The 21,077-nt window shown below is 70.7% G+C and carries 20 protein-coding genes; 11 read left to right on the top strand and 9 right to left on the bottom strand.

Going from position 1 to position 21,077, the window contains the following annotated elements; translation table 11 throughout:
• The first annotated feature begins 246 nt into the window (after nt 1-246).
• The 3 genes from OG852_RS24545 to OG852_RS24535 all read left to right on the top strand — a co-directional run bounded on the left by OG852_RS24545 (nt 247) and on the right by OG852_RS24535 (nt 4,076).
• Complete coding sequence (locus OG852_RS24545; RefSeq protein WP_330348966.1) at nt 247-1,353, top strand: LacI family DNA-binding transcriptional regulator; 1,107 nt, start codon at nt 247-249, stop codon at nt 1,351-1,353.
• A 544-nt stretch (nt 1,354-1,897) separates the two neighbouring features.
• Nucleotides 1,898-2,983 (top strand): metallophosphoesterase, encoded by a 1,086-nt coding sequence (locus OG852_RS24540; protein ID WP_330348965.1) that lies wholly within the window; start codon nt 1,898-1,900, stop codon nt 2,981-2,983.
• Nucleotides 2,984-3,197: 214 nt separating this feature from the next.
• The gene (locus OG852_RS24535; RefSeq protein ID WP_133911167.1) at nt 3,198-4,076 is read left to right on the top strand and encodes a hypothetical protein; all 879 of its coding nucleotides are present in this window, start codon (nt 3,198-3,200) and stop codon (nt 4,074-4,076) included.
• 96 nt (nt 4,077-4,172) lie between these two features.
• Here OG852_RS24535 and OG852_RS24530 read toward each other — a convergent pair whose 3' ends face one another.
• Together OG852_RS24530 and OG852_RS24525 are read right to left on the bottom strand one after the other, a co-directional pair.
• On the bottom strand, nt 4,173-5,612 hold the full coding sequence (locus OG852_RS24530) for a VWA domain-containing protein (RefSeq protein WP_133911166.1): 1,440 nt from the start codon (nt 5,610-5,612) through the stop codon (nt 4,173-4,175).
• 8 nt (nt 5,613-5,620) lie between these two features.
• Nucleotides 5,621-6,571, bottom strand: coding sequence for a LysR family transcriptional regulator (locus tag OG852_RS24525; RefSeq protein ID WP_330348964.1), 951 nt, complete (start codon nt 6,569-6,571; stop codon nt 5,621-5,623).
• A 99-nt stretch (nt 6,572-6,670) separates the two neighbouring features.
• On the opposite strand from OG852_RS24525, the gene OG852_RS24520 reads away from it, so the two are divergent.
• Complete coding sequence (locus OG852_RS24520; RefSeq protein ID WP_330348963.1) at nt 6,671-7,060, top strand: VOC family protein; 390 nt, start codon at nt 6,671-6,673, stop codon at nt 7,058-7,060.
• 118 nt (nt 7,061-7,178) lie between these two features.
• On the opposite strand, the gene thiC is transcribed toward OG852_RS24520, so the two are convergent.
• Nucleotides 7,179-9,005, bottom strand: coding sequence for a phosphomethylpyrimidine synthase ThiC (gene thiC / locus OG852_RS24515; protein ID WP_133911163.1), 1,827 nt, complete (start codon nt 9,003-9,005; stop codon nt 7,179-7,181).
• 252 nt (nt 9,006-9,257) lie between these two features.
• Here thiC and OG852_RS24510 point away from each other — a divergent pair, with 252 nt between their 5' ends.
• Entirely contained in the window at nt 9,258-11,000 is a 1,743-nt protein-coding gene (locus OG852_RS24510; RefSeq protein WP_133911162.1) for a YibE/F family protein, read from the top strand.
• 179 nt (nt 11,001-11,179) lie between these two features.
• On the opposite strand, the gene OG852_RS24505 is transcribed toward OG852_RS24510, so the two are convergent.
• The 4 genes from OG852_RS24505 to OG852_RS24490 form a co-directional block, all read right to left on the bottom strand.
• Nucleotides 11,180-11,626, bottom strand: coding sequence for an SsgA family sporulation/cell division regulator (locus tag OG852_RS24505; protein ID WP_133911161.1), 447 nt, complete (start codon nt 11,624-11,626; stop codon nt 11,180-11,182).
• A 100-nt stretch (nt 11,627-11,726) separates the two neighbouring features.
• Complete coding sequence (locus OG852_RS24500) at nt 11,727-12,470, bottom strand: IclR family transcriptional regulator (RefSeq protein ID WP_166663451.1); 744 nt, start codon at nt 12,468-12,470, stop codon at nt 11,727-11,729.
• Between the two features lie 338 nt (nt 12,471-12,808).
• A complete protein-coding gene (locus OG852_RS24495) occupies nt 12,809-13,021 on the bottom strand; it encodes a DUF5326 family protein (protein ID WP_133911160.1) in 213 nt (70 codons plus the stop codon).
• Nucleotides 13,022-13,176: 155 nt separating this feature from the next.
• Nucleotides 13,177-13,494: a cupin domain-containing protein gene (locus OG852_RS24490; RefSeq protein WP_133911159.1), complete on the bottom strand. Its 318-nt coding sequence runs from the start codon at nt 13,492-13,494 to the stop codon at nt 13,177-13,179.
• Between the two features lie 58 nt (nt 13,495-13,552).
• Here OG852_RS24490 and OG852_RS24485 point away from each other — a divergent pair, with 58 nt between their 5' ends.
• From OG852_RS24485 to OG852_RS24465, 5 genes are all read left to right on the top strand, one after another.
• The gene (locus tag OG852_RS24485) at nt 13,553-13,930 is read left to right on the top strand and encodes a phage holin family protein (RefSeq protein WP_133911158.1); all 378 of its coding nucleotides are present in this window, start codon (nt 13,553-13,555) and stop codon (nt 13,928-13,930) included.
• Between the two features lie 7 nt (nt 13,931-13,937).
• Nucleotides 13,938-14,429: a low molecular weight protein-tyrosine-phosphatase gene (locus OG852_RS24480; protein ID WP_133911157.1), complete on the top strand. Its 492-nt coding sequence runs from the start codon at nt 13,938-13,940 to the stop codon at nt 14,427-14,429.
• On the top strand, nt 14,426-15,583 hold the full coding sequence (locus tag OG852_RS24475; protein ID WP_133911156.1) for a cystathionine gamma-lyase: 1,158 nt from the start codon (nt 14,426-14,428) through the stop codon (nt 15,581-15,583). The genes OG852_RS24480 and OG852_RS24475 overlap by 4 nt, the downstream gene beginning before the upstream one ends.
• A gap of 228 nt (nt 15,584-15,811) precedes the next feature.
• A complete protein-coding gene (locus OG852_RS24470; protein WP_330348962.1) occupies nt 15,812-16,717 on the top strand; it encodes a LysR family transcriptional regulator in 906 nt (301 codons plus the stop codon).
• Nucleotides 16,718-16,816: 99 nt separating this feature from the next.
• Nucleotides 16,817-17,299: an NUDIX hydrolase gene (locus OG852_RS24465; protein WP_330348961.1), complete on the top strand. Its 483-nt coding sequence runs from the start codon at nt 16,817-16,819 to the stop codon at nt 17,297-17,299.
• 22 nt (nt 17,300-17,321) lie between these two features.
• Here OG852_RS24465 and OG852_RS24460 read toward each other — a convergent pair whose 3' ends face one another.
• Nucleotides 17,322-19,046 carry a globin domain-containing protein gene (locus tag OG852_RS24460; protein WP_330348960.1) on the bottom strand — a complete coding sequence of 575 codons (1,725 nt, stop codon included), beginning with the start codon at nt 19,044-19,046 and terminating at the stop codon, nt 17,322-17,324.
• Nucleotides 19,047-19,421: 375 nt separating this feature from the next.
• Nucleotides 19,422-20,054 (bottom strand): HAD family hydrolase, encoded by a 633-nt coding sequence (locus OG852_RS24455; protein ID WP_133911152.1) that lies wholly within the window; start codon nt 20,052-20,054, stop codon nt 19,422-19,424.
• Nucleotides 20,055-20,192: 138 nt separating this feature from the next.
• On the opposite strand from OG852_RS24455, the gene OG852_RS24450 reads away from it, so the two are divergent.
• The gene (locus OG852_RS24450; protein WP_330348959.1) at nt 20,193-21,059 is read left to right on the top strand and encodes a GNAT family N-acetyltransferase; all 867 of its coding nucleotides are present in this window, start codon (nt 20,193-20,195) and stop codon (nt 21,057-21,059) included.
• The last annotated feature ends 18 nt before the right edge of the window (nt 21,060-21,077 follow it).

The raw sequence follows: 21,077 nt of genomic DNA, 5'->3' as shown, positions 1-21,077 counted from the left end.
TATATCTATGCGCCGGTGGCTCACGCCGTGGCGCGCATCCCTCGTGCAGGTGAGTTGAGACCTCTTCGAGACATCGGTGCGTTGGCAGGCTCATGCGTGCCAACACGTCACGTCCTGGGATGCGAGCGCCCAACTGACTTGGTTTCTAAGGCAATTGGGGGCTATTCGCCATGCAGAAACGTGCCTGTCAACGCGTGCATATGCGTCCGCCCTACCCCACCGGATGAGCCCTACTATCGGCTCGCCATGACAGCAGCAGGGAAGCACCAGGTGAGCCGCGCGGAAACCTCACGCCGAGGCAACCGGCCGGGCCGGGCGGGCATCAGGGACGTGGCCGCCGCCGCCGGAGTGTCCATCACGACCGTCTCCGACGCCCTCAACGGCAAGGGAAGGCTCCCCGACGCCACCCGACGCCATGTCCGCGAGGTCGCCGACCGACTGGGCTACCGCCCCTCGGCCGCGGCCCGAACCCTCCGTACCGGCAAGTCGGGCCTCATCGGTCTGACCGTGACGACGTACGGGGATGAACCTTTCACCTTCACCGAGTTCGCGTACTTCGCGGAGATGGCGCGCGCCGCCACCTCGGCCGCGCTCGCCCGCGGCTACGCGCTCGTCATCCTCCCCGCGACCTCGCGCCACGACGTGTGGTCGAACGTCGCGCTGGACGGCACGGTCGTCATCGACCCGTCCGACCAGGATCCGGTGGTCAGCGAGCTCGTGCGCCAGGGTTTACCGGTGGTCTCCGACGGGCGCCCGGTCGGCGTGCTCCCTGTGACCGCCTGGGTCGACAACGACCACGAGGCCGCCGTACTCGACATCCTCGACCACCTGGCCGACGCCGGCGCCCGCCGTATCGGCCTGCTGACGGGGACCACGACGGACACGTACACGCACCTTTCCACCACCGCCTATCTGCGCTGGTGCGAGCGGGTCGGACAGGACCCGGTGTACGAGGCGTACCCCGCACACGACCCCTGCGCGGGCGCCGTCGCCGCCGACCGGCTGCTCGCCCGGCCGGACCGCCCCGACGCGGTCTACGGGCTCTTCGACCCCAACGGCACCGATCTGCTCGCCGCCGCCCGCCGCTACGGGCTGCGGGTGCCGGAGGACCTGCTGCTCGTGTGCTGCAGCGAATCCACCGTGTACGCCAGCACCGAGCCGCCCATCACCACGCTCTCCCTGAAGCCCCGCCGCATCGGCACGGCGGTGGTCCAGCTCCTCATCGACGCGATCGAGGGCGTGCAGTCGGATTCACCGGTCGAACAGGTGATACCGACCGAACTGATCATCCGTACCTCTTCTCAGCGACGCCCACCCCGGACGACGGTCAGCCCGCCCCGGACACCGGAGTAGGGGGAGCGGGGGGCCGAGGGGGCGGCTGCCAAGCGGGGCGGCGGCAGCCCGGCGGCGGCAGCGGCGCGGCGGGACGGCGGCAGCCCGGCAGGACGGCGGCGGCAGCCGAACGGGGCGGCTAAAGAAGCGGAGAGGCGGCAGCCGGGCGTGGGCGGCAGGAGACGCGGAGAGGCCGCAGGAGGGCGTGGGCGGCGGCAGCGGCGCGGGAGATGCGGCGGGGGCGAACGCCTCGTACCGCCGCCCCACGGCCGTGTCCGTACGGGCGGGCCGCCCGGCCATCCGGCGCCGCCCCGGGGAACCCGTTCCCCGTCCCCTCGGCGGGGCCCGGCGCGTATGAGTGTGGTGTGCGCCGGGTGCGTGCGGACTGCCGAAGACCGACCCAATCGGGGCGAAAGCCGCGATGGACTGGAGCCTCGCTCCGATTCACCACCCCTGGGTCATCACACGGCTCGATTCGCATTCCTATGATGGGCGCACGGCACCGCGGGCCGTGAGACCAAGCAGCCCGCAGAGTGCAGATGCGGCGCGATGGTGGAGGGGTCTGATGACTCAGGGGGCCGGTCAGGGACCCGAGGCGGAGCGGACGGCGACGTTGCGCGACTTCCGGGTACCCGCGTACGTGCACGAGACCGGTCCGTACGACCAGAGCACCCATCCCGGCGATACCGCGCCGCCCCTGGAGGACGCCCTGGAGCATCCGGAGGGCTACACGCCCACACAGCGCGACCTGCCGGTCATCAACCGCGGCGACACCCTCCAGGTGCCCGTGGACCCGGCGCCCGCCGCCGCACCGCAGCCCTCGACCGGCCCGGGGCCCCTGTTCGTCGTCGGCGACGTGCACGGCTACCTCGACGAACTGCTGGCCGCGCTGCAGGAGAAGGGTCTGATCGACACGGCCGGCAACTGGTGCGCGGGCACCGCCCGGCTGTGGTTCCTCGGTGACTTCACCGACCGCGGCCCGGACGGCATCGGCGTGATCGACCTCGTCATGCGGCTGTCGGCCGAGGCCGCGGCCGCCGGCGGCTACTGCAAGGCGCTCATGGGCAATCACGAGCTGCTCCTGCTGGGCGCCAAGCGGTTCGGCGACACCCCCGTCAACTCCGGCGCGGGCACCGCCACCTTCCAGGCGGCCTGGCTGCTCAACGGCGGCCAGAAGAACGACATGGACCGCCTCCAGGACCACCACCTGCAGTGGATGGCCCGGCTCGACGCCGTCGAGGAGGTCGACGGCCATCTTCTCGTCCACTCCGACACCACCGCCTACCTCGACTACGGCGACTCGATCGAGGCGGTCAACGACACCGTCCGCGAGACGATCACCCGCAACGACGCGGACGAGGTGTGGGACCTCTTCCGCAAGTTCACCAAGCGCTTCTCCTTCCGGGACGAAGGTGGAGCCGACGCCGTCCGTTCCCTGCTCGATACGTACGGGGGCACCCGTATCGTTCACGGACACAGCCCGATCCCGTATCTGCTGGGCGAGGTCGGCTCCGAGGAGGAGGACGAGGACGGCCGCGGTCCGCACGTCGAGGGACCGCACGTCTACGCCGACGGACTGGCCATCGCGATGGACGGCGGCGTGACGATGGCCGGAAAGCTGCTGGTCCAGCAACTGCCGCTGGACGACTGAGCGTTCAGGGACGAATGTGCAAGCGCTCGCTCGGCGGGCGCACCCCGTCGCGAGGAGGTCGGCGGCGGCGCAGGCCAGGGGCCAATTTCAGCAAACCCCCTGTCACCGCGGGCCGTCGCCGCTCTACCATCGGCTTATCCGTAGCAGGCTCCCCTCCGTTTCTGCCCGACGGCTCGTTGGCATGCGAGCCCCAAGCCCTACGGAGCATCGGGGGATGCACATGAACAGCGTTCCGCAGCACCTGCACAGTGAGGACCGCCAGGAGTACGAGCGGGTCCTCGACGAGGCGCTGCGCTCCGCACCACACCACCCGGAACTGGCCGCTGTGGGACAGCGGCTCAACCCCGAACAGCTGCGCACCATGGCGCTCAACGCCTCCGCGCTCATCACGGCGGCCGCGGCGACCGAGTACCAGCACTACATAAAGGTCCGCGAGGAACTGCGCCACCCGGCGCCGTCCACCCCCTCGTCCCCGCGTGAGTCCGGTTCGGGGGAACCGGGCGCGGGCGCGATGGGGCTCGCCACCACCATGGGGGACGCGGCGCAGGCCGCCGAGGCCGCCGGAGCGGGCGCCGTGGCCGTCGCCGCCGTGCTCACCCCCGTCCTCGCCGGCACCGCCGCGGTGATCTTCCTGCTGGTCGGCTTCCTCCTCCGGGCGGTCGACCCCGACCGTACGGCCGCCCACGCCATGCTCAACGTCGGATGGACGTTCGGAGCGATCGCCGCGCTGGCGATCCTCGTCGCCACCGTCGGGCTGCTGCTCACCGCCCTGCGCAACCGTCCCTCCCTGGAGGCGGGACCGTACGGCGAGCTGAGCGACGAGGTCGGCCGGGCGAGGGACGCCTGGCGGGAAGCCCTGCTGGAGCGGGGCATCCTGCCGTTCCTGCGGGAGGCCCTCGTCGACCAGAGCACGGCCGTCCTGTCCCCCGAACCGGCCCCGCCCGCCCCCACCGGGCGTCTGCCGAAGATCGGATACGACCGTCCGGGCTTCACCAGCCCGGACGACGGCCCCGCGGCCGGCCCCCGCCCGAGCTTCACCAGCCCGGACTACACGAGCCCGGACTTCGGCGGCCCGGAGCACCAGCCGGAATAGCCTCTCGGCTTGCGCCCCCGCATACCTGGGGTCGGGGAGCGCAAGCCGATCGGTGGGGTGGTGCGGAGTGGCGAGCGCGGGGGTGCGGCGGGTGGGTCAGAGGATGCCGGCGTGTCCGGCCGCCGTGATCCAGGACGGGAACTCCGACAGCAGCCGGTCGTAGAGCTCCTGATCCGGTACGGAGCTGATGTCGTCCACGGCGAAGAAGCCGACGTTGTCCACGCGTCGGCCGGGGAGGGTGTCGAACCGCTCCAGGACGCCGTAGTTGGACCGGCCGAGCCCCACGAACTGCCAGAAGACCGGCTCCTCCACCGCCGCGCGCAGCTCCTGCTCGATCGCCGCGTCGCGGTAGACGCCTCCGTCGGAGAAGAACAGCACAAGGGTGGGCAGGGGTGTGGGATTCTCCCGGACGTAGGCCCTGACCTCGGCGATCGCCTTCTGCTCCTCGTTCTGGATGCCGACCGTCCGCATGTCCACCTGCCCGGCCTCCAGCCCCTTGCGGGGTTTCCTGCCCCGGCGGAACAGACTGATCTCCCCCACCCGGACATGCAGCCTCAGCCACTCGGGGAGTTCGGCCAGACGGAGATCCGGGAGGCGGGCGGGGTTGCTGGCGAACGTCCACGCCTGCATCTCGCCGTCGTCGTCGAGCTGCGCCGCCACCGCCGCCATGCGCTCCACGACATCGGCCACGACCCCACGCGAGTACAGGAACGCCATGGAGCCGGAGGCGTCCAGCACGAGCACGATCCGCGCCCGAACACCCGCGGCGCCCCGCTTGCTCAGACTGACGGCGACCTGCTCCTTGCGCAGGGAGAGCCGCTTGCGCATGTCCACGGGGAGCCGCTCCTCGCCCTTGACCAGCCGGGTGCCGGACGCCGGGGGACTGGGGGGAGCGGACGCGAGGGGGGTGGGTGGAGGGGGTGGAGGGGGCGGGGTGGGCGTGACGGGCGGAGGGAGTGGGGTGGGCGGTAGGGGTTGCGCCGCGATGGCCGGGTCGGGCTGTTCCTCGTCGACCGTGATCCCGAAGTCCGTGGCCAGTCCCGCGAGTCCGGAGGCGTACCCCTGGCCGACCGCGCGGAACTTCCAGCGCCCCTCGCGCAGATACAGCTCGCCGCAGATGAACGCCGTCTCCGTCTCGGCCCGCATCTCGAAGCGTGCCAGTTCCGACCGCCCGTCGGGGCCGAGCAGCCGTAGCGTCAGCCCTGCCACCTGTCCGAAGGTGCCGCCGTCGGCCGACGCGCCCAGCACCACCCGAGTGACGGCGCTCTCCAGCGAGCCGAGGTCCACCTGGACGGTGTCGGTCATGACCCCGTCGGCCCGCTGTTTACCGAGGTGGGTGACGGCGCCGGACGCATGGCGCGGCTGGTTGTAGAAGACGAAGTCACCGTCGTCACGCACCCGTCCGGCGGCGGTCAGCAGCAGCGCCGAGGCGTCGACGTCCGGCCCTGCGGCCCCCTCGGACCAGCTCAGCTCCGCCCTCACGGCCGGAGCGTCGACCGGCAGGTTCGCGCCCTTGCTCATGGATCGCGCGTTCATGGAATCAGTCAAGCACCGACACCCCCTCCTACGGCGGCAAGGCGGGGCGACGGCTTCTCCGCGACGTCCGCGGCGGCCCGTACGAAGGCTCGGACGCGCCGTGTGGTGTTCCTCTCCCGCCAGACCGGTCCCCGTTCGATCAGCGGTGCGTCGTACAGGTGCACGTACGACACGTCAGGCCGGGGGTAGTAGCGCCGGGCGTGTTCCCCGACGGGAAGGACGCCTCGGCCCATCGCCACCAGCGTGAGCATCTCGGAGAAGGACCCTCCGGCCGGCCCCTTCGGCACCAATCTGCCCGAGGGGGTGCGGTCCGGGGTGCGGTCCCGTTTGAACCCCACCGAGGTCACCTCCGGGTACTGCACGACGGGATGGTCGGCCAGCACCTCGACGGACACCGACTCCTCGCCGGCGAGCGGATGCCCGGCGGCGACCGCGAGCATCCGCTGTTCGGTCAGCAGGGCCGGCCCACGGGCCATGCCGTCGAAGGGGTACGAGGCGATGAGCACGTCGATCGAGCCGTCGAGGAGGCTCGCACGGGAGTTGGCCAGCTGGACCTCCCGGATCTCGACCCGGCACTCGGGGTGCCGTTCACCGAAGAGGGCCACCGCTCTCAGGAGCGCGGGGGCCGTCCCCTCGCCCAGGAAGGCGACCCGCAGTTCCCCGGTGACACCGCGGCTCGCGTCGGCGGCCCGGCGCAGCGCCTCCTCCATCCCGGCCACCAGGGGGCGGAGCTGATCCGCCAACCGCCGCCCGACGGGCGTGAGCCGCACGGTTCTGCTGGTCCGCTCGAACAGCGCGCCCCCGATCCGCCGCTCCAGCTTCTTGATCACCTGGCTGACCCGCCCCGTCGTGACCCGCAGACGCTCGGCGGTACGGCCGAAGTGCAGCTCCTCGGCCAGCGTCAGGAAGGTCTCCAGCTCCACCCGTTCCAGCATCGTCCCCCCGTTCTTCAGCCACACTCAACGATCGTATGCAGATCCCGTCTTGATGCCCCCTCCGCGTCGGCGGATCGTGGAAAGCGTCCACCGCATCCCACACCACCAGCCGAGGAAGCCCCCATGACCTCTCTCCGTGTGAAGGCCTTCGACCACCTGGTCCTCAACGTCGACGACGTCGAGCGGTCCCTGGACTTCTACGCCGGACTCCTCGGCCTGGAACCGGTCCGCGTCGCCGACTGGCGGGCAGGCGCGGTGCCCTTCCCGTCGGTGCGGATCACCCCCGACACCATCGTCGACCTGGTCGCCCGGCCGCGCGGCGAGTCGAACGTCGACCACATATGCCTCACCGTCGACCCCCTGGACTGGGACGAGTTGATCGCCTCGAAGACCTTCACGGTCCTCGAAGGCCCCGTACCGCGCTACGGCGCACGCGGCGTCGCCACGTCGGTCTACGTCGCGGACCCGGACGGCAACACCGTGGAACTGCGCTGGTACCCGCAGGACGCCTAGGTGTATTGGTCACGAGCGCCTGTCGTTTGGATCACGCCTCAGACGCGGATGCTCCGCACGTCGCCGCTCCGGGAGGCCCCGCCCACCTCCCGAGAGCAGTACGACGACCAGGCGGGCGTCAGTCCGCCAGCGGGAGATAGACCCGGTTGCCCGAGGCCGCGAACTCCTTCGACTTCTGGAGCATTCCCTCCGCGATCTCGTCGGGAGACGCCCCCTCGGCCGCGGCGCCGCCGAATCGCTCGGTGATGCTCTGGCTGATCTTCATCGAGCAGAACTTCGGCCCGCACATCGAGCAGAAGTGAGCCGTCTTGGCCGGCTCGGCGGGGAGGGTCTCGTCGTGGAACTCCCGTGCCGTGTCCGGGTCGAGGGCCAGGTTGAACTGGTCCTCCCACCGGAACTCGAAACGGGCGTCGGACAGCGCGTCGTCCCACTCCTGCGCACCGGGGTGTCCCTTGGCGAGGTCGGCCGCGTGGGCGGCGATCTTGTAGGTGATGACGCCGGTCTTGACGTCGTCGCGGTTCGGCAGGCCCAGGTGTTCCTTGGGGGTGACGTAGCAGAGCATCGCCGTGCCCCACCAGGCGATCATCGCGGCACCGATGCCGGACGTGATGTGGTCGTAGGCCGGAGCGACGTCCGTCGTCAGCGGGCCGAGCGTATAGAACGGAGCTTCATCGCAGATCTCCTGCTGAAGGTCGATGTTCTCCTTGATCTTGTGCATCGGGACATGTCCCGGGCCCTCGATCATGGTCTGTACGTGAAAACGCTTGGCGATCGTGTTGAGTTCCCCGAGCGTGCGCAGTTCCGCGAACTGGGCCTCGTCGTTGGCGTCCGCGATCGAGCCGGGGCGCAGACCGTCGCCGAGGGAGTACGTGACGTCGTAGGCGGCGAGGATCTCGCAGAGTTCCTCGAAGTTCTCGTACAGGAACGATTCCTTGTGGTGCGCCAGGCACCAGGCCGCCATGATCGAGCCGCCGCGCGAGACGATGCCGGTCTTGCGGTTGGCGGTGAGCGGGACGTACGGGAGGCGCACGCCCGCGTGGACCGTCATGTAGTCCACGCCCTGTTCGGCCTGCTCGATGACCGTGTCCTTGTAGATCTCCCAGGTCAGTTCCTCGGCCCTGCCGTCGACCTTCTCCAGGGCCTGGTACAGCGGCACGGTGCCGATGGGGACGGGGGAGTTGCGCAGCACCCACTCACGGGTGGTGTGGATGTTGCGGCCGGTGGAGAGGTCCATGACCGTGTCGGCGCCCCAGCGGGTCGCCCACGTCATCTTCTCGACCTCCTCCTCGATGGAGGACGTCACCGCCGAGTTCCCGATGTTGGCGTTGACCTTCACCAGGAACCGCTTGCCGATGATCATCGGCTCGATCTCCGGGTGGTTGACGTTGGCCGGCAGCACCGCACGGCCCGCCGCGATCTCCTCGCGGACCACCTCGGGAGAAACGTTCTCTCGGAGGGCCACGAACTCCATCTCCGGCGTGATCTCCCCCCGGCGCGCGTACGCGAGCTGGGTGACCGCCTTGCCGTCGCGGCTGCGCCTCGGCAGCCGGGGCCGGCCCGGGAACACCGCGTCCAGGTTGCGCAGTCCACCGCGCGGCGAGGTGTGCTTGATGCCGTCGTCCTCCGGACGGACCGGACGACCGGCGTACTCCTCCGTGTCGCCACGGGCGATGATCCAGCTTTCGCGCAGCGGCGCCAGCCCCCTGCGGACATCGGTGTCGACGAGCGGGTCGGTGTACGGGCCGGAGGTGTCGTACAGGGTGACCGACTGCCCGTTGGTCAGATGCACCTGGCGGACCGGCACACGCAGGTCGGGGCGGGCGCCCTCGAGGTATCCCTTGTGCCAGCCGATGGACTTCCCGGTCTTCTCGCTGGTCACGTCGGCCGCGTCTCCGTCGGCCACGTTCTGCGTGAAGGCAGGCGTGCGTGCGTCCTTGTTGGTCATGAGACCTACTCCCTACGCCGGCATTACCCGGTAACAGGTTCGGCGGTCGACGCAGCGGCTACCGTCTGCCGACGTTTCATGTGAAACATCACTCGCTCTGGTGACGTTCCACGTGAAACATCGCGAAGACGGAGGTCAGCGCCCTCTCAGCCCGGTGCTCCGAGCTCCCGCGTGTGCAAAGGTGGCTCCACGCTAGCGTCATGTGTGGCGCGGTGAACAGTGGGCCGGTGCCGTTCTTGCGATGATCGGGCGGTGACCACGACACACCAGCCCCCGTACCCGCCCGGCGAGCCCCCCCGCAGGCCCGGCGCCACCGGCGGCCCTGGCGGGGGTCCCACCGGCGGTCCCGGCGATCACTTCGGACGTGGGCCGGGGCGCGAGGACAGCCGGGACTTCGGCTTCGACGGCGGCTTCGACGGCGGGTTCGACCGGGGGCACGATGTTGGGCGCGGCTATGGGCAGGGGCCTGAGCACCACTCAGGGCACGAGCACCACTCAGGGCACGAGCACCACCGTGGCGCCGGACCGGCGCCGAACCAGCCGCACGGACCGGGTCCAGGTGGCGGCGGAGGTCATGGGCACGGCCCCGACGACGGTCACACCGGCGGCCGGGGCAGCAGCCCCGGAGGCGGGAATGGACACGGGCAGGGCCACGGGCATGGGCACAGCCACAACCACGGTCCCGCCGCCCCCGTCTCCAAGCATCTGCGCAAGGTCATCGGGGCCGTCCTCATCCCGTTCGCCGCAGCGGTGCTTGTCGGGCTCGTCGTGCTGTGGCCCGGTGGTGCCCCGTCGCATCAGCGCACCGGCGTCGGCTTCGACCGCCAGACGCAGCACGCCACGGTCACCAAGGTCGTCAAGGTCAGCTGCCAGTCGGTGAACGCCTCCGGTGGCACGTCGACCGGTGACACCTCCACCGCCGGGGGCTCCTCCGCCGCGCAGCAGGCGAACGCCACCTGCAAGAAGGCGACGATCCGGGTGGACACCGGCGACGACAAGGGCCGGACGTTCACCGAGATCGTCCAGCCGGACCAGTCACGGCAGCTGGAGCAGGGCGAGAAGGTCGTGGTGGCCTACGAGCCCTCCGCGCCGAAGGACCTGCAGTACTCGGTCACCGATGTGAACCGCCGTATCCCGCTGACCGTGCTGGCCGTCATCTTCGCGGTCGCCGTCGTGGTCGTCGGCCGGCTGCGCGGTGTCATGGCACTGGTGGCGCTCGCCGCGAGCTTCCTCATCCTGAACTTCTTCATCCTGCCCGCGATCCTGCAGGGCTCGAATCCGCTGCTCGTGGCCGTGGTGGGGTCCAGCGCCATCATGCTGATCGCCCTGTATCTGTGCCACGGACTGTCGGCGCGTACCTCCGTCGCCGTGCTCGGCACGCTCATCTCGCTGATGCTGATCGGCTTCCTCGGCTCCTGGTTCGTCGACTGGGCGGCGCTCACCGGCAACACGGACGACAACACCGGCCTGATCCACGGTCTGTACCCGTCGATCGACATGAGCGGTCTGCTGCTCGCCGGCATCATCATCGGCTCGCTCGGTGTCCTCGACGACGTGACGGTGACCCAGACCTCCGCCGTCTGGGAACTCCACGAGGCCAACCCGGCGATGGGCTGGCGTGGGCTGTACCGGGCCGGCATCCGCATCGGCCGCGACCACATCGCGTCCGTGGTGAACACGCTCGTCCTCGCCTACGCCGGTGCCGCCCTGCCGCTGCTGCTGCTCTTCTCGATCGCGCAGAGCAGCGTCGGCACGGTCGCCAACAGCGAGCTGGTCGCCGAGGAGATCGTGCGCACCCTCGTGGGTTCGATCGGTCTGGTGGCGTCGGTGCCGGTCACCACGGCCCTCGCGGCCCTCGTCGTCGCGGCCGACCGCCCCGAACCGGGCACGACGACCGCGACCGCACCGGCACCGGAACCGGCTCCGGCGGGAGCGCCGACGGCCGCCCCCGCGGCCCAGCCCCGCGGTGGCCGGGGGAGACGGCGCAAGCACTGAGGCCCCGCGAGCAGTGAGGCCGGGCGATGGGGCGCGGACGCCGGCGGGGCCGCCCGGATGCACCGGGACGTACAACGGGGTGTGGGCGCCCGAGAGGCGCCCACACCCCTGAAGGAGAAGCGTTCCTGCAAGGCCCCACCCCCTGGCGAAGCGTTCCGCCTCCGCCAGCCGTCGGCCGGTCAGCCGGCGCTCTGTTCCTCGGCGAGGATCCGGTCGAGCGCCTCGTCGAGATGGGCGTCGAAGTCGGCGAGCGCACCCTCCTGGCCCAGCGGGACCAGCTTGTCGGTACGGTCCAGGAAGGCCACCAGGGGAGCCGTCGACGACCGGAACAGCGCCTGGTCACCGCCCACCTGAAGCCGGATCAGCACCTCGCCGAGCGCGTCGGGGTCCACGGGCGAGACTCGTACGTCCCCCTCCCCGCACGGCCTGCCCACCCCGTCGATGAGCAGCTCGCGCCCGAAGGCCCAGGTCACCGGGGCGTCGCCGGGCAGATGGAAGGTGAGCCGTACGGCATAGGGATCGCGCGACTCATAGCCCAGTTCCACCGGGATGCGGAACGAGAGCTCCTCGGACACGAGGAAACTCATCATGACTTCTGCCTGAACTGCCTGTACGGACTCGCGCATCGCGTTACCCCGTCATTTGCCGTCGAATGGCCGGTAATCAACCCCTGACACTGCACCGCATCTTGCTGAACGTGCACAACAGATCACAAGGAGTGAGTTTTCACATACTGATAGAGATCGCGATTGACCCCAAATTGCTCCCGATCTCGCTCTGCAACTGTCGTGCCGCCGGAAGCAGCCGGTCGGCCCGACGGGCGGGCAGGGAGATGGCCATCGTCGCCACCGTGGTGCCGACGGTGATCGGGATCGCGGCACACACCGTCCCCAGTGCGTATTCCTGCCTCTCCACGACCGGTTCCATGCGCCGCGTCCGCTCCAGGCGTCGCAGCAGGGTGTGATCGTCACGCACGGTGTACGGAGTGATCGCCTGAACGGGGTGACGGTCCAGGTGGTCGCGGCGGGCGTCCTCGTCCATCTGGGACAGCAGACACTGCCCGATGGCGTGCGCGTGCCCGGTCTCGCGGAAGTCGGCCCACTCCTGCACCGCCGGATTGCCCGGGGTGTCGGAGACGCACATGACCTCGATCTCGCCGTCGCGGTACCGGGCGTAGTACACGGGGACACCGATCGAATCGCGCCACCCGGCGAGGGTGTCCGCGACGGTGCTGCGACGTTTCTGCGCGGCTCCGCTGCCGGCCAGCCGCTCGGCCGCCTCGCCGAGGAAGAACAGCCCTTTGTCCCGCCGTAGATAGCCCTCGTACACGAGGGTGCGCAGCAGGTGGTAGGCCGTGGGGAGCGCGAGGCCGGTCTCCCTCGCCAGTTGCTTGGCCGGGGCTCCGTACTCGTGCTCGGCGACGGACTCCAGCAGACGCATCGCGCGCTGCACCGACCCGATGAGGGTCATGGCGGGGTTCGGCTGCGTCGTCGCGGAACGGGGTTGCTCGGGGAGTCCCGTGCCCGGAGGGCGCTGGAGCGGGGGCGTCGGGGGACGCCGGGCGGGGGGTGCGAGGGGTTCCGGGGATGCGGTGTCGACCAGGGTCAAGGGGTCACTCCCGAAGCGCGAGGGGGCGGCCCGTGCGGGGAGACACGGGAGGGGGGTGTGAGCCGCTCGCGGGGTTCTTCCCCGCGAGGAGTTGTGGACTTTAACCCTCCACCACCGCCCGCGGACCGGCCCGGCGGGAAACTTCCCCCAGCCGAGGGAACAGGTGATTCCTGTTACCGCTCAGTGGTCTCCCGCACCACTCACCAGTCGCCGCGCGAGGAGGAACCCGCCATGAACTTCCGCACGACGTAGACCAGTCCGCCGACCAGGGCGACGAAGATCAGCACCTTGAACAGGAGCCAGACCAGGAAGCCCACGACGCTGGCTATCAGGCCGCCGAAGACGACCAGGGCGATGACCGGCACCGCCACCCACTTCACCCACCACGGCAGTCCCGCGAAGATCTCTCGCATCGCCCTCGTCCTTGTCCTCGTCCGGCCGGAACTCCCGTGAGTCCGGATGCTTCCGATGTCCTGCCGTCGATGCTAGGACCGCGAGGGGGGCCGGCGGGGGCCCGGCGCCCCTTGTCCTCCCCTGATCGATCCCCTAGGGAACCCGGAGTCCCGGGTCAGGCCTCGGGCGGAGAGAACACCACCAGGACCCGCAGGTCCTCGCTGATGTGGTGGAACTTGTGGGCGACCCCGGCCGGGACGTACACCACGCTGCCGCGCGCGACCTGGGTGGTCTCCAGCCCGACGGTGATCGACGCCCGGCCGCTCACGACGAAGTACACCTCGTCCTGTTGGTGCGGGTTCTGCGGATCGTGTTCCCCGGCGTTGAGCGCGTACAGGCCCACCGACATGTTCCGCTCCCGCAGGAACTGCAGGTACGCGCCGTCGTTGGAGGCTCGCTCCGCCTCCAGTTCATCCAACCGGAATGCCTTCATCTACTTGGTCCGCCCTCGCCCGGTGCCCGTTGCCGATCTCTCTGCCACGATCAGACACATGAAGAATTTCGTAGTCAAGACGATCGCCAACGCGGGTGCCCTGGCGGTCGCCGTCTGGGCGCTGTCCGGCATAACCCTGTCCGGTGACAACAAGGGCAAGGAGATCTTCACCCTCCTGCTCGTCGCCCTGCTCTTCGGCCTGGTGAACTTCCTGGTCAAGCCGATCGTGAAGGTGCTGACCTTCCCGCTGTTCATCCTGACCCTCGGTCTGATCACCCTGATCGTCAACGCCCTGATGCTGTTGCTGACCTCCTGGCTGGCTGGCGTGTTCGATCTCAGCTTCCACGTCGACGGCTTCTGGACTGCGGTCGGCGGCGGCCTGATCGTCTCCGTCGTCTCCTGGGCGCTCAACGTCGTTCTGCCGGACGGGGACTGAACCCGCGATGACCTACCGCGTCTGTTTCGTCTGCACCGGCAACATCTGCCGCTCACCGATGGCCGAATCGGTCTTCCGCGCGCGCGTGGCGGACGCCGGCCTCGACGGGCTGGTAGAGGTCGACAGCGCCGGTACGGGCGACTGGCACGAGGGCGAGGGCGCCGACCCGCGCACCCTCTCCGTCCTGGAGCAGAACGGTTACGCCCTCGCTCACACGGCCCGGGTGTTCGAGCCGTCCTGGTTCGCCCGCCTGGACCTCGTGATCGCCCTGGACGCCGGACACCTCAAGGCCCTGCGCCGCATGGCGCCCACCGCCGAGGACGCCGGGAAGGTCCGTCTGCTGCGCTCCTACGACCCCGCCGCACGGGACGACCTCGACGTCCCCGACCCCTACTACGGCGGCCGGGACGGCTTCGAGGAGTGCCTCGAGATGGTGGAGGCGGCGTCCGCCGGGCTGCTGGACGCCGTGAGCGAGGACCTGGAAGGACGGACGCCATGAGCGACTCCCCCGGGGCCCGCGCCCTCCCCCGGGACGCCGGTGAGGGCACGCGCGCGGTACGGGCCGGGCTGCCGGAGCCGGTGAAGTACGAACCGACCCTTCCGGGACCGGTGTTCGCCGCGCACTACCACCTGCCCGGGGAGCCGACCGGGCCGTACACCTACGGCCGCGACGAGAACCCCACCTGGAGCCGTCTGGAGCTGGCCATCGGCGAACTGGAGGCACCGGGGCGGGACGACGTCGAGACGCTGGCCTTCGCCTCCGGCATGGCCGCGATCTCGGCGCTGCTCTTCTCCCGGCTGCGCTCCGGCGACACCGTCGTCCTGCCCGACGACGGCTACCAGGCGCTGTCTCTGCTGCGTGAGCAACTGCAGGTGTACGGCGTCGAGGTGCGGACCGCCCCGACCGGCGGCGACGCCCAGCTCGACGCCCTCGACGGCGCCCGGCTGCTGTGGATCGAGTCGCCGTCCAACCCCGGCCTCGACGTCTGCGACATCCGGCGGCTCGTCGAGGCGGCACACGCGCGTGGCGCTCTCGTGGCCGTCGACAACACCCTCGCGACCCCGCTGGGACAGCGCCCGCTGGAACTCGGCGCCGACTTCTCCGTGGCCAGCGGTACCAAGCAGCTCACGGGACACGGTGACATCCTCCTCGGATACGTCACCGGACGGGCCGGCGAGGCGATGACCGCCGTACGTCGGTGGCGGAAGATCGCCGGGGCGATCCCCGGCCCGATGGAGGCCTGGCTGGCGCACCGTTCGCTCGCCACGCTCCAGCTCCGGGTCGACCGGCAGGCCGCCACCGCCCTGGCCGTCGCCGAAGCGCTGCGGGACCGGCCGGAGGTGACCGGGCTGCGCCATCCCGGGCTGCCCGGCGACCCCTCCCACGAGGTGGCCGCCCGGCAGATGCGGCGCTTCGGGTGCGTGGTGTCGTTCACGCTGCCCACGCGTGCGCGTGCCGAGCGTTTCCTGGAGGCGCTGCGGCTGGTGGACGACGCGACCAGCTTCGGCGGGGTCCGTTCCACCGCCGAGCGGCGGGGGCGCTGGGGCGGCGACGCGGTGCCGGAGGGGTTCATCCGGCTGTCGGTCGGCGCCGAGGACCCCGAGGACCTGGTGGCGGATGTGCTGCGTGCGCTGGAGGAGTCGGCGCCATGAGCGGTTTACGGACGCTCCGGCGGTGTACCCCCACGTACGACGGACGGTCCGAGCCTCCCCCCTCGTGGCTCGGACCGTCCTCGGTTCCGCGCGCGAAGAACCGCGCGAACCAGGCTAGTTGACTCTGTGTCAGTGTCCAATCACAGTAACGACAGGGACCTATCGACATATTTATGGTTGGACCTCCCCGAGCCGGGAGGAAGTCGGGGGAAGGCAGGAGGACACACCGTGGATCTGGCCTTGCTGCGCACCTTCGTGACCGTGCACCGGGCCGGCTCCTTCACCCGTGCCGCCGCCCTGCTGGGCCTGTCCCAGCCGGCCGTCACCTCACAGATCCGCACGCTGGAGCGCCAGCTGGGCCGTCCCCTGTTCCTGCGCCAGGCGCGCGGGGTGACCCCCACGACCATCGGGGACGAGCTCGCCCACAAGGCCGCCCCGCACCTCGACGCCCTGGTGGAGATCACCGAGACCGGCCGCGACGACGAGTCCTCGCTACGGTCCCTGCACCTCGCCGGGCCGCCCGAGTTCACCGCCGAACGGGCCCTTCCCGCGCTCACCGGGCTGACCGACGACAGTGGCCAGGGGCTTGCCCTGCGCGTCTCCTTCGGTACCGCGGAGGGGGTCCTGGAGGGGCTCTCGGCCGGGCACCACGACCTCGCCATCAGCACGGCACGACCCCGCGGCGCCCTGCTCACGGCCACTCCGCTGTGCGACGAGGAGCACGTCCTGATCGCCGCCCCGCAGTGGGCCGAGCGGATCGACGCCGGGAAGTTGCGCCGCAAGGGCGCCGCGGCGCTGGAGAACCTCCCCGTCGTCGAGGTGCACGAGTCACTGCCTCTGGTCTCCCGCTACTGGGCCTCCGTCTTCGACTCCCGGCCCGCTTTCTCCGGCACGGTCATCGTCCCCGACCTGCGCGCGGTGCTCGCCTGCGCCACGGCGGGCGCCGGGTTCGCGGTGCTGCCCCGCTATCTGTGCGAGGCCGCCCTCGAGCGCGGTGACGTCGTCGCCCCGCACGAGCCGGCGGTGCCGCCGCTGAGGACCTATGTGCTGGTGGTGCGCACCGGCACCCTGGCGATGCCGCACGTCGCCCGCGCCCATGAGTGGCTGCTGGGAGCGGCTGCCGGGTGGTGTTGAGCGGTTCGGGGGCGGATTCCCCGGCGCCGTCACCGGGTGCGCTCCTGTGGTGACCTTTCGCGATGTTTCACGTGGAACATGCGGGGCCACATTTCTCCCATGACCGTCCGACCTGTGGTCAAGCGCACCGCCCGTGCCGTTCTGCTGGACGGCGACGACCTCATCCTGATCAAGCGCACCAAGCCCGGTGTGGACCCGTACTGGGTCACGCCCGGTGGCGGCGTCGAGCCGGATGACACGACCGTCGTCGACGCCCTGCACCGCGAGGTCCACGAGGAACTCGGCGCGAAGATCACCGATGTGGTTCCCTGCTTCGTCGACACCGTCGAGCACATCGGCGAGGACGGCGGCGCGACCGGCGTGAAGGTGCAGCACTTCTTCGTCTGCCGCCTGGAGTCCATGGATCTCTCCCTGCGGCACGGCCCCGAGATCGACGAGCCCGCCGGGGAGTACGAGATCGTCTGGGTGCCGTTCACCCGGGTGGGTATCGCGTCCGTCCATCTCGTCCCGCTGTCGCTGCGCCACTACCTCGACGGCAACATCGAGGGCGTACGGGCCATGCACGCCCCCGACCTGGGGTGACCCGTAGGAACCGGCTCCGGCGTCAGCTGCCGGCGGCGACAAGTTCCTCGACCGAGTCGTGCCGTATGCGCTCCGCGGGGAAGCCGACCCCGCGCAGGGCGTCCACTCCGCTGCGGATCATGCCGGGCGGGCCGGACACATAGGCGTCGTACTCGGTCCAGGGCCCGAAAGTCCGTATGGCATCGGGCAGCTGGAGCAGACCGTTCCGGTCGACCACCGGATGGACCTCCAGCCAGGAGTGCGTCTGCTGGAGCCTGAGCATCGTGTCGATGTCGTACAGGTCGTGGTCGGTGCGGGCGCCGTAGAACACCTCGACGGGGCGGCGGGCGCCGTGTTCGGCGACATCCTCGACGAGCGCCTTGATGGGGGCTATGCCGGTGCCGCCGCCCAGGCAGAGCAGACCGCTGTCGCGGGTGTGGTCGACGGTCATCGAACCGGCCGGGGGACCGAGCCGTACGACGTCGCCGGGCCGGGCGCGGTGCACCAGGGCGTTGGAGACCCAGCCGGCCGGAACGGCCTTCACATGGAAGGCCAGAAGCCCGTCGGACCGGGGCGCCGAGGCGAACGAATAATGCCGCCAGATCCGCGGCCACCACGGTGTCTCGAGGCTCGCGTACTGCCCGGCGCGGAAGGGGTAGGGCTGGTCGGGGCGGAGGGTGAGGACGGCGACGTCCGGAGTTCTGAGGTCGTGGGAGACGATCTCCGCCTGCCACCAGGGCGGAGCGCGCAGCTCGTCCGCGGCCGCCGCGTCGATCATGACCTGCGAGATGGTGGTGTACGCCCGGACCCAGGCGGCTTCGGTCTCGGCGTCCCAGACGGCGTCGGCGTACTTGTTCAGCGCGCCGATGAGGCACTCGCCGACGGCCGGGTAGTGCTCGGCGCGGGTGCCGTACTTGCGGTGGCCGCGGCCGAGGTTCTGCAGGTACTCGACGAGGACGGGTGTGTTGTCGATGTGCTCGGCCGCGGTCAGCAGGGCCTTGAGCAGCCGGTCGCGCTGGGCGTCCATCGCGGGCGGGAAGAGCGGGCGCAGGCCGGGGTGGCGGACGAACAGCAGGGCGTAGAAGTACGAGGTGACCTTGTCGGCCACCGGGCCCACCTCGGCCATGGTCCGGCGGATCAGGACGGCGTCCGGGGAGGCCTCCCGGTCGGGGCTGGGGACGGGCCGCTGGGCCGGGACCACAGGATCGGTGAGCAGGGAGGGCAGCGCCGCCGCGGTGGGGGCGGAGGGCCGCGCCGCCGGGGCCTCGGGGGCTTCCACCAGCCCGGACGGGGAGGGGGCGGGCTGTGGGGACGCCTCGGCCGGGGTGCCCTCGCGCGCCGTGACGGGCTGGGGCGCCTGGACGGGTACGCGAGGCTCGGCGGGCGGCTGGGGTTCCTGCGGCGCGGGAGGCGGTCCGAGGGCGTCGGCGCCCGCGGTCGTCGGTGAGGGACCCAGCGGCGCGGCGAGGGCGTCTGACGGGCCGTAGGGGCTCTGTGGCCCCGTTTCCGGCCGGTGCCCCGCGTCCGTCTCTCCACCCTGGCCGGTGTCCGGGGAGACGCCCTGGGGCGCACCCCCGAAAGCCCGGCGGGGGTCCGCGTCGGCCAGGGGCGTGCCGCGGCCGACCGGGCGCAGTGCGGCCAGGCGGCGGCCGTCCGACGTGCCCTGCTCGCCCCCCGCAGCCGGCTCGGGCTGTTTGCGCGGCGTGAACCATCCGTCCCCGCCGCCGGACGTGCCGTTGTCGGCCGACTTGGTGGTCGGAGCGTCCATGGTGTGCCTCGCCTCGAACATCTTTCGGTCGGTCTGCGCACTTCCTGGCTCGGAAGATGCCCGCTTCCCCCGCAGACGGATCGCTTTTCCGTTCGGTTCAGGACGAGAGTGCGACCTGGTCCGCAGCGCTCTCGCCGCAGCATCCCATCCCCTGAGGACACCACGTCCCGCACCCGGAAATGCGAGTCTTCGATCTCTCCGTCCCGTTAGGCTGCATTGCCCCGTTCTCGGCCCGCTCGCAAGGGGTGCACCAAGCCCCGCGCACCGCACTCCGCAGGCGAACCGGAGTCGACCCTACCGGCCGCGGTGGGCCGCACAAGTCCCCCCTTCCCTCCCCTGGAGAACGCCCGGGGCGTGAACGGTCGCTTCCCTCAACTACCGGGAGTGACGCACCAATTCATAGGCGTCCCACAGATCCTTCCCCGTGTAGGAATGGGTCGCGAGGCTCGCCAGATGATGGTCCGCGTTGACCGCCACGGAGACGGGAACGGCTCCGAACAGGTCTTTGTCGGAGAGCGAGTCGCCATACGCGACACAGTCGTCCCGCTTCACCCCGAACTGCTCGCACAGCCGATCGGCGATCATCACCTTCGCCGCGGCGTTGAGCACTCCCGCCGGATCGACCGGCTCGCTGAAAGGAAGGGCGGGAAAACGGGATCCATAGGCCGCGTGAGCGCCCCAGCCCGTGAGTTTTTCCACAAAGAAGGAGGGCGAGAGCGACACGACGGCGCAGTACTCCCCCCGGCTGCCGATCTCCGCCCACACCTCACGGATACGGGCCAGCCACGGAGCCCCCTCGAACGCCGCCACCACATGCTCCTCGGTGAGGCTCCCCCACAGGGCGTGCACCTGATGCGCGTACTGCGGCGGCTGGATCCGCCCCGCGGACGCCGCCAGGTCCAGCGCCACCGCCTCGGCCTCCAGGCCGAGTTGGCGTGAGATCTCCCGTGGCGCGGATGTTCCGTGCAGCAGGGTGCCGTCGAGGTCGAAGAGATGCAGTCTCGCCATGGGGCGAGGCTAACCGGGACAGGTCGCCGCTGTTTCACGTGAAACAGCGGCAGGGTGGACTGCGCCATGGCCAAAAGCGCGTACGTCTCGGGGGAAACAGGTGGACGCCGGGGGCGCCGGTCGGACAGCCTGGCCCGCGTGCCGACTCCTTCCCTCGCCGCTCTGCCCATTCGCCGCCTGACGCACCGCGATCTCACCGCCTGCGCCGACTTGTCCGAGGACCGGGGGTGGCCACGCGAGGAGCGCAAGTGGGGCCTCCTCCTCTCCGCCGGTCAGGGCTACGGCATCGACGACCCCGCCGGAGGGCTGGTCGCCGCCTGCGTCGTCACGGAGTACGGCTCGGCCGACCGTCCCTCGCTCGCGGCCATCGGGATGGTGCTGGTCGCCGATCGGCACGCCCGGCAGGGTGTCGGCCGCCGACTCATGCGACATGTCGTCGCCACCATGGGTCCGACCCCGCTGACCCTGCACGCCACCCCGAACGGGCGTCCGCTGTACGAGGAGCTCGGCTTCAAGACCACGGCCCGGGCTGAGATGGTGCGGGGGCGCTTGACCCCGGACCGCTCGCCGTCGGACGCCGTCACCCGCGCGGCCACGGCCGAGGACCTGCCCGCGATCCTGCGGCTCGACGAGGAGGTGTTCGGCGCCGATCGCACGCACATGATCACGCGGCTGCCCGCCTTCGCCGACCGGCTGCGGGTCGCCGAGGACGGCGGCCGGATCATCGGGTACGCGGCCGCCTGGCCGAACATGGACACCCACGTGGTGGGGCCACTGATCGCCCGTGACACGGAGACCGCGAAAGCCCTGCTGGCCTCCCTCGCGGCCCATACCGACCGGCCTCTGCGGACGGACATCGACGTACGGCACGAGGAACTGCTGGCGTGGGTGAAGTCCCGGGGCCTGGAGTCCGTCGCCTTCAACGCCGTGATGAACCACGGCATCGCCGAGTTGCCCGGTGACTGGCGCCGACGGTTCGCGCCGCTGACGGTGGCCGCCGGCTGAGGCGCGGGCCTGCGCCCT

The sequence above is a fragment of the Streptomyces sp. NBC_00582 genome (assembly GCF_036345155.1).
Taxonomy (GTDB): Bacteria; Actinomycetota; Actinomycetes; order Streptomycetales; family Streptomycetaceae; genus Streptomyces.
The sequence above is the reverse complement of the archived record's forward strand: the minus strand, read 5'-3'. Positions and strand labels throughout refer to the sequence as shown.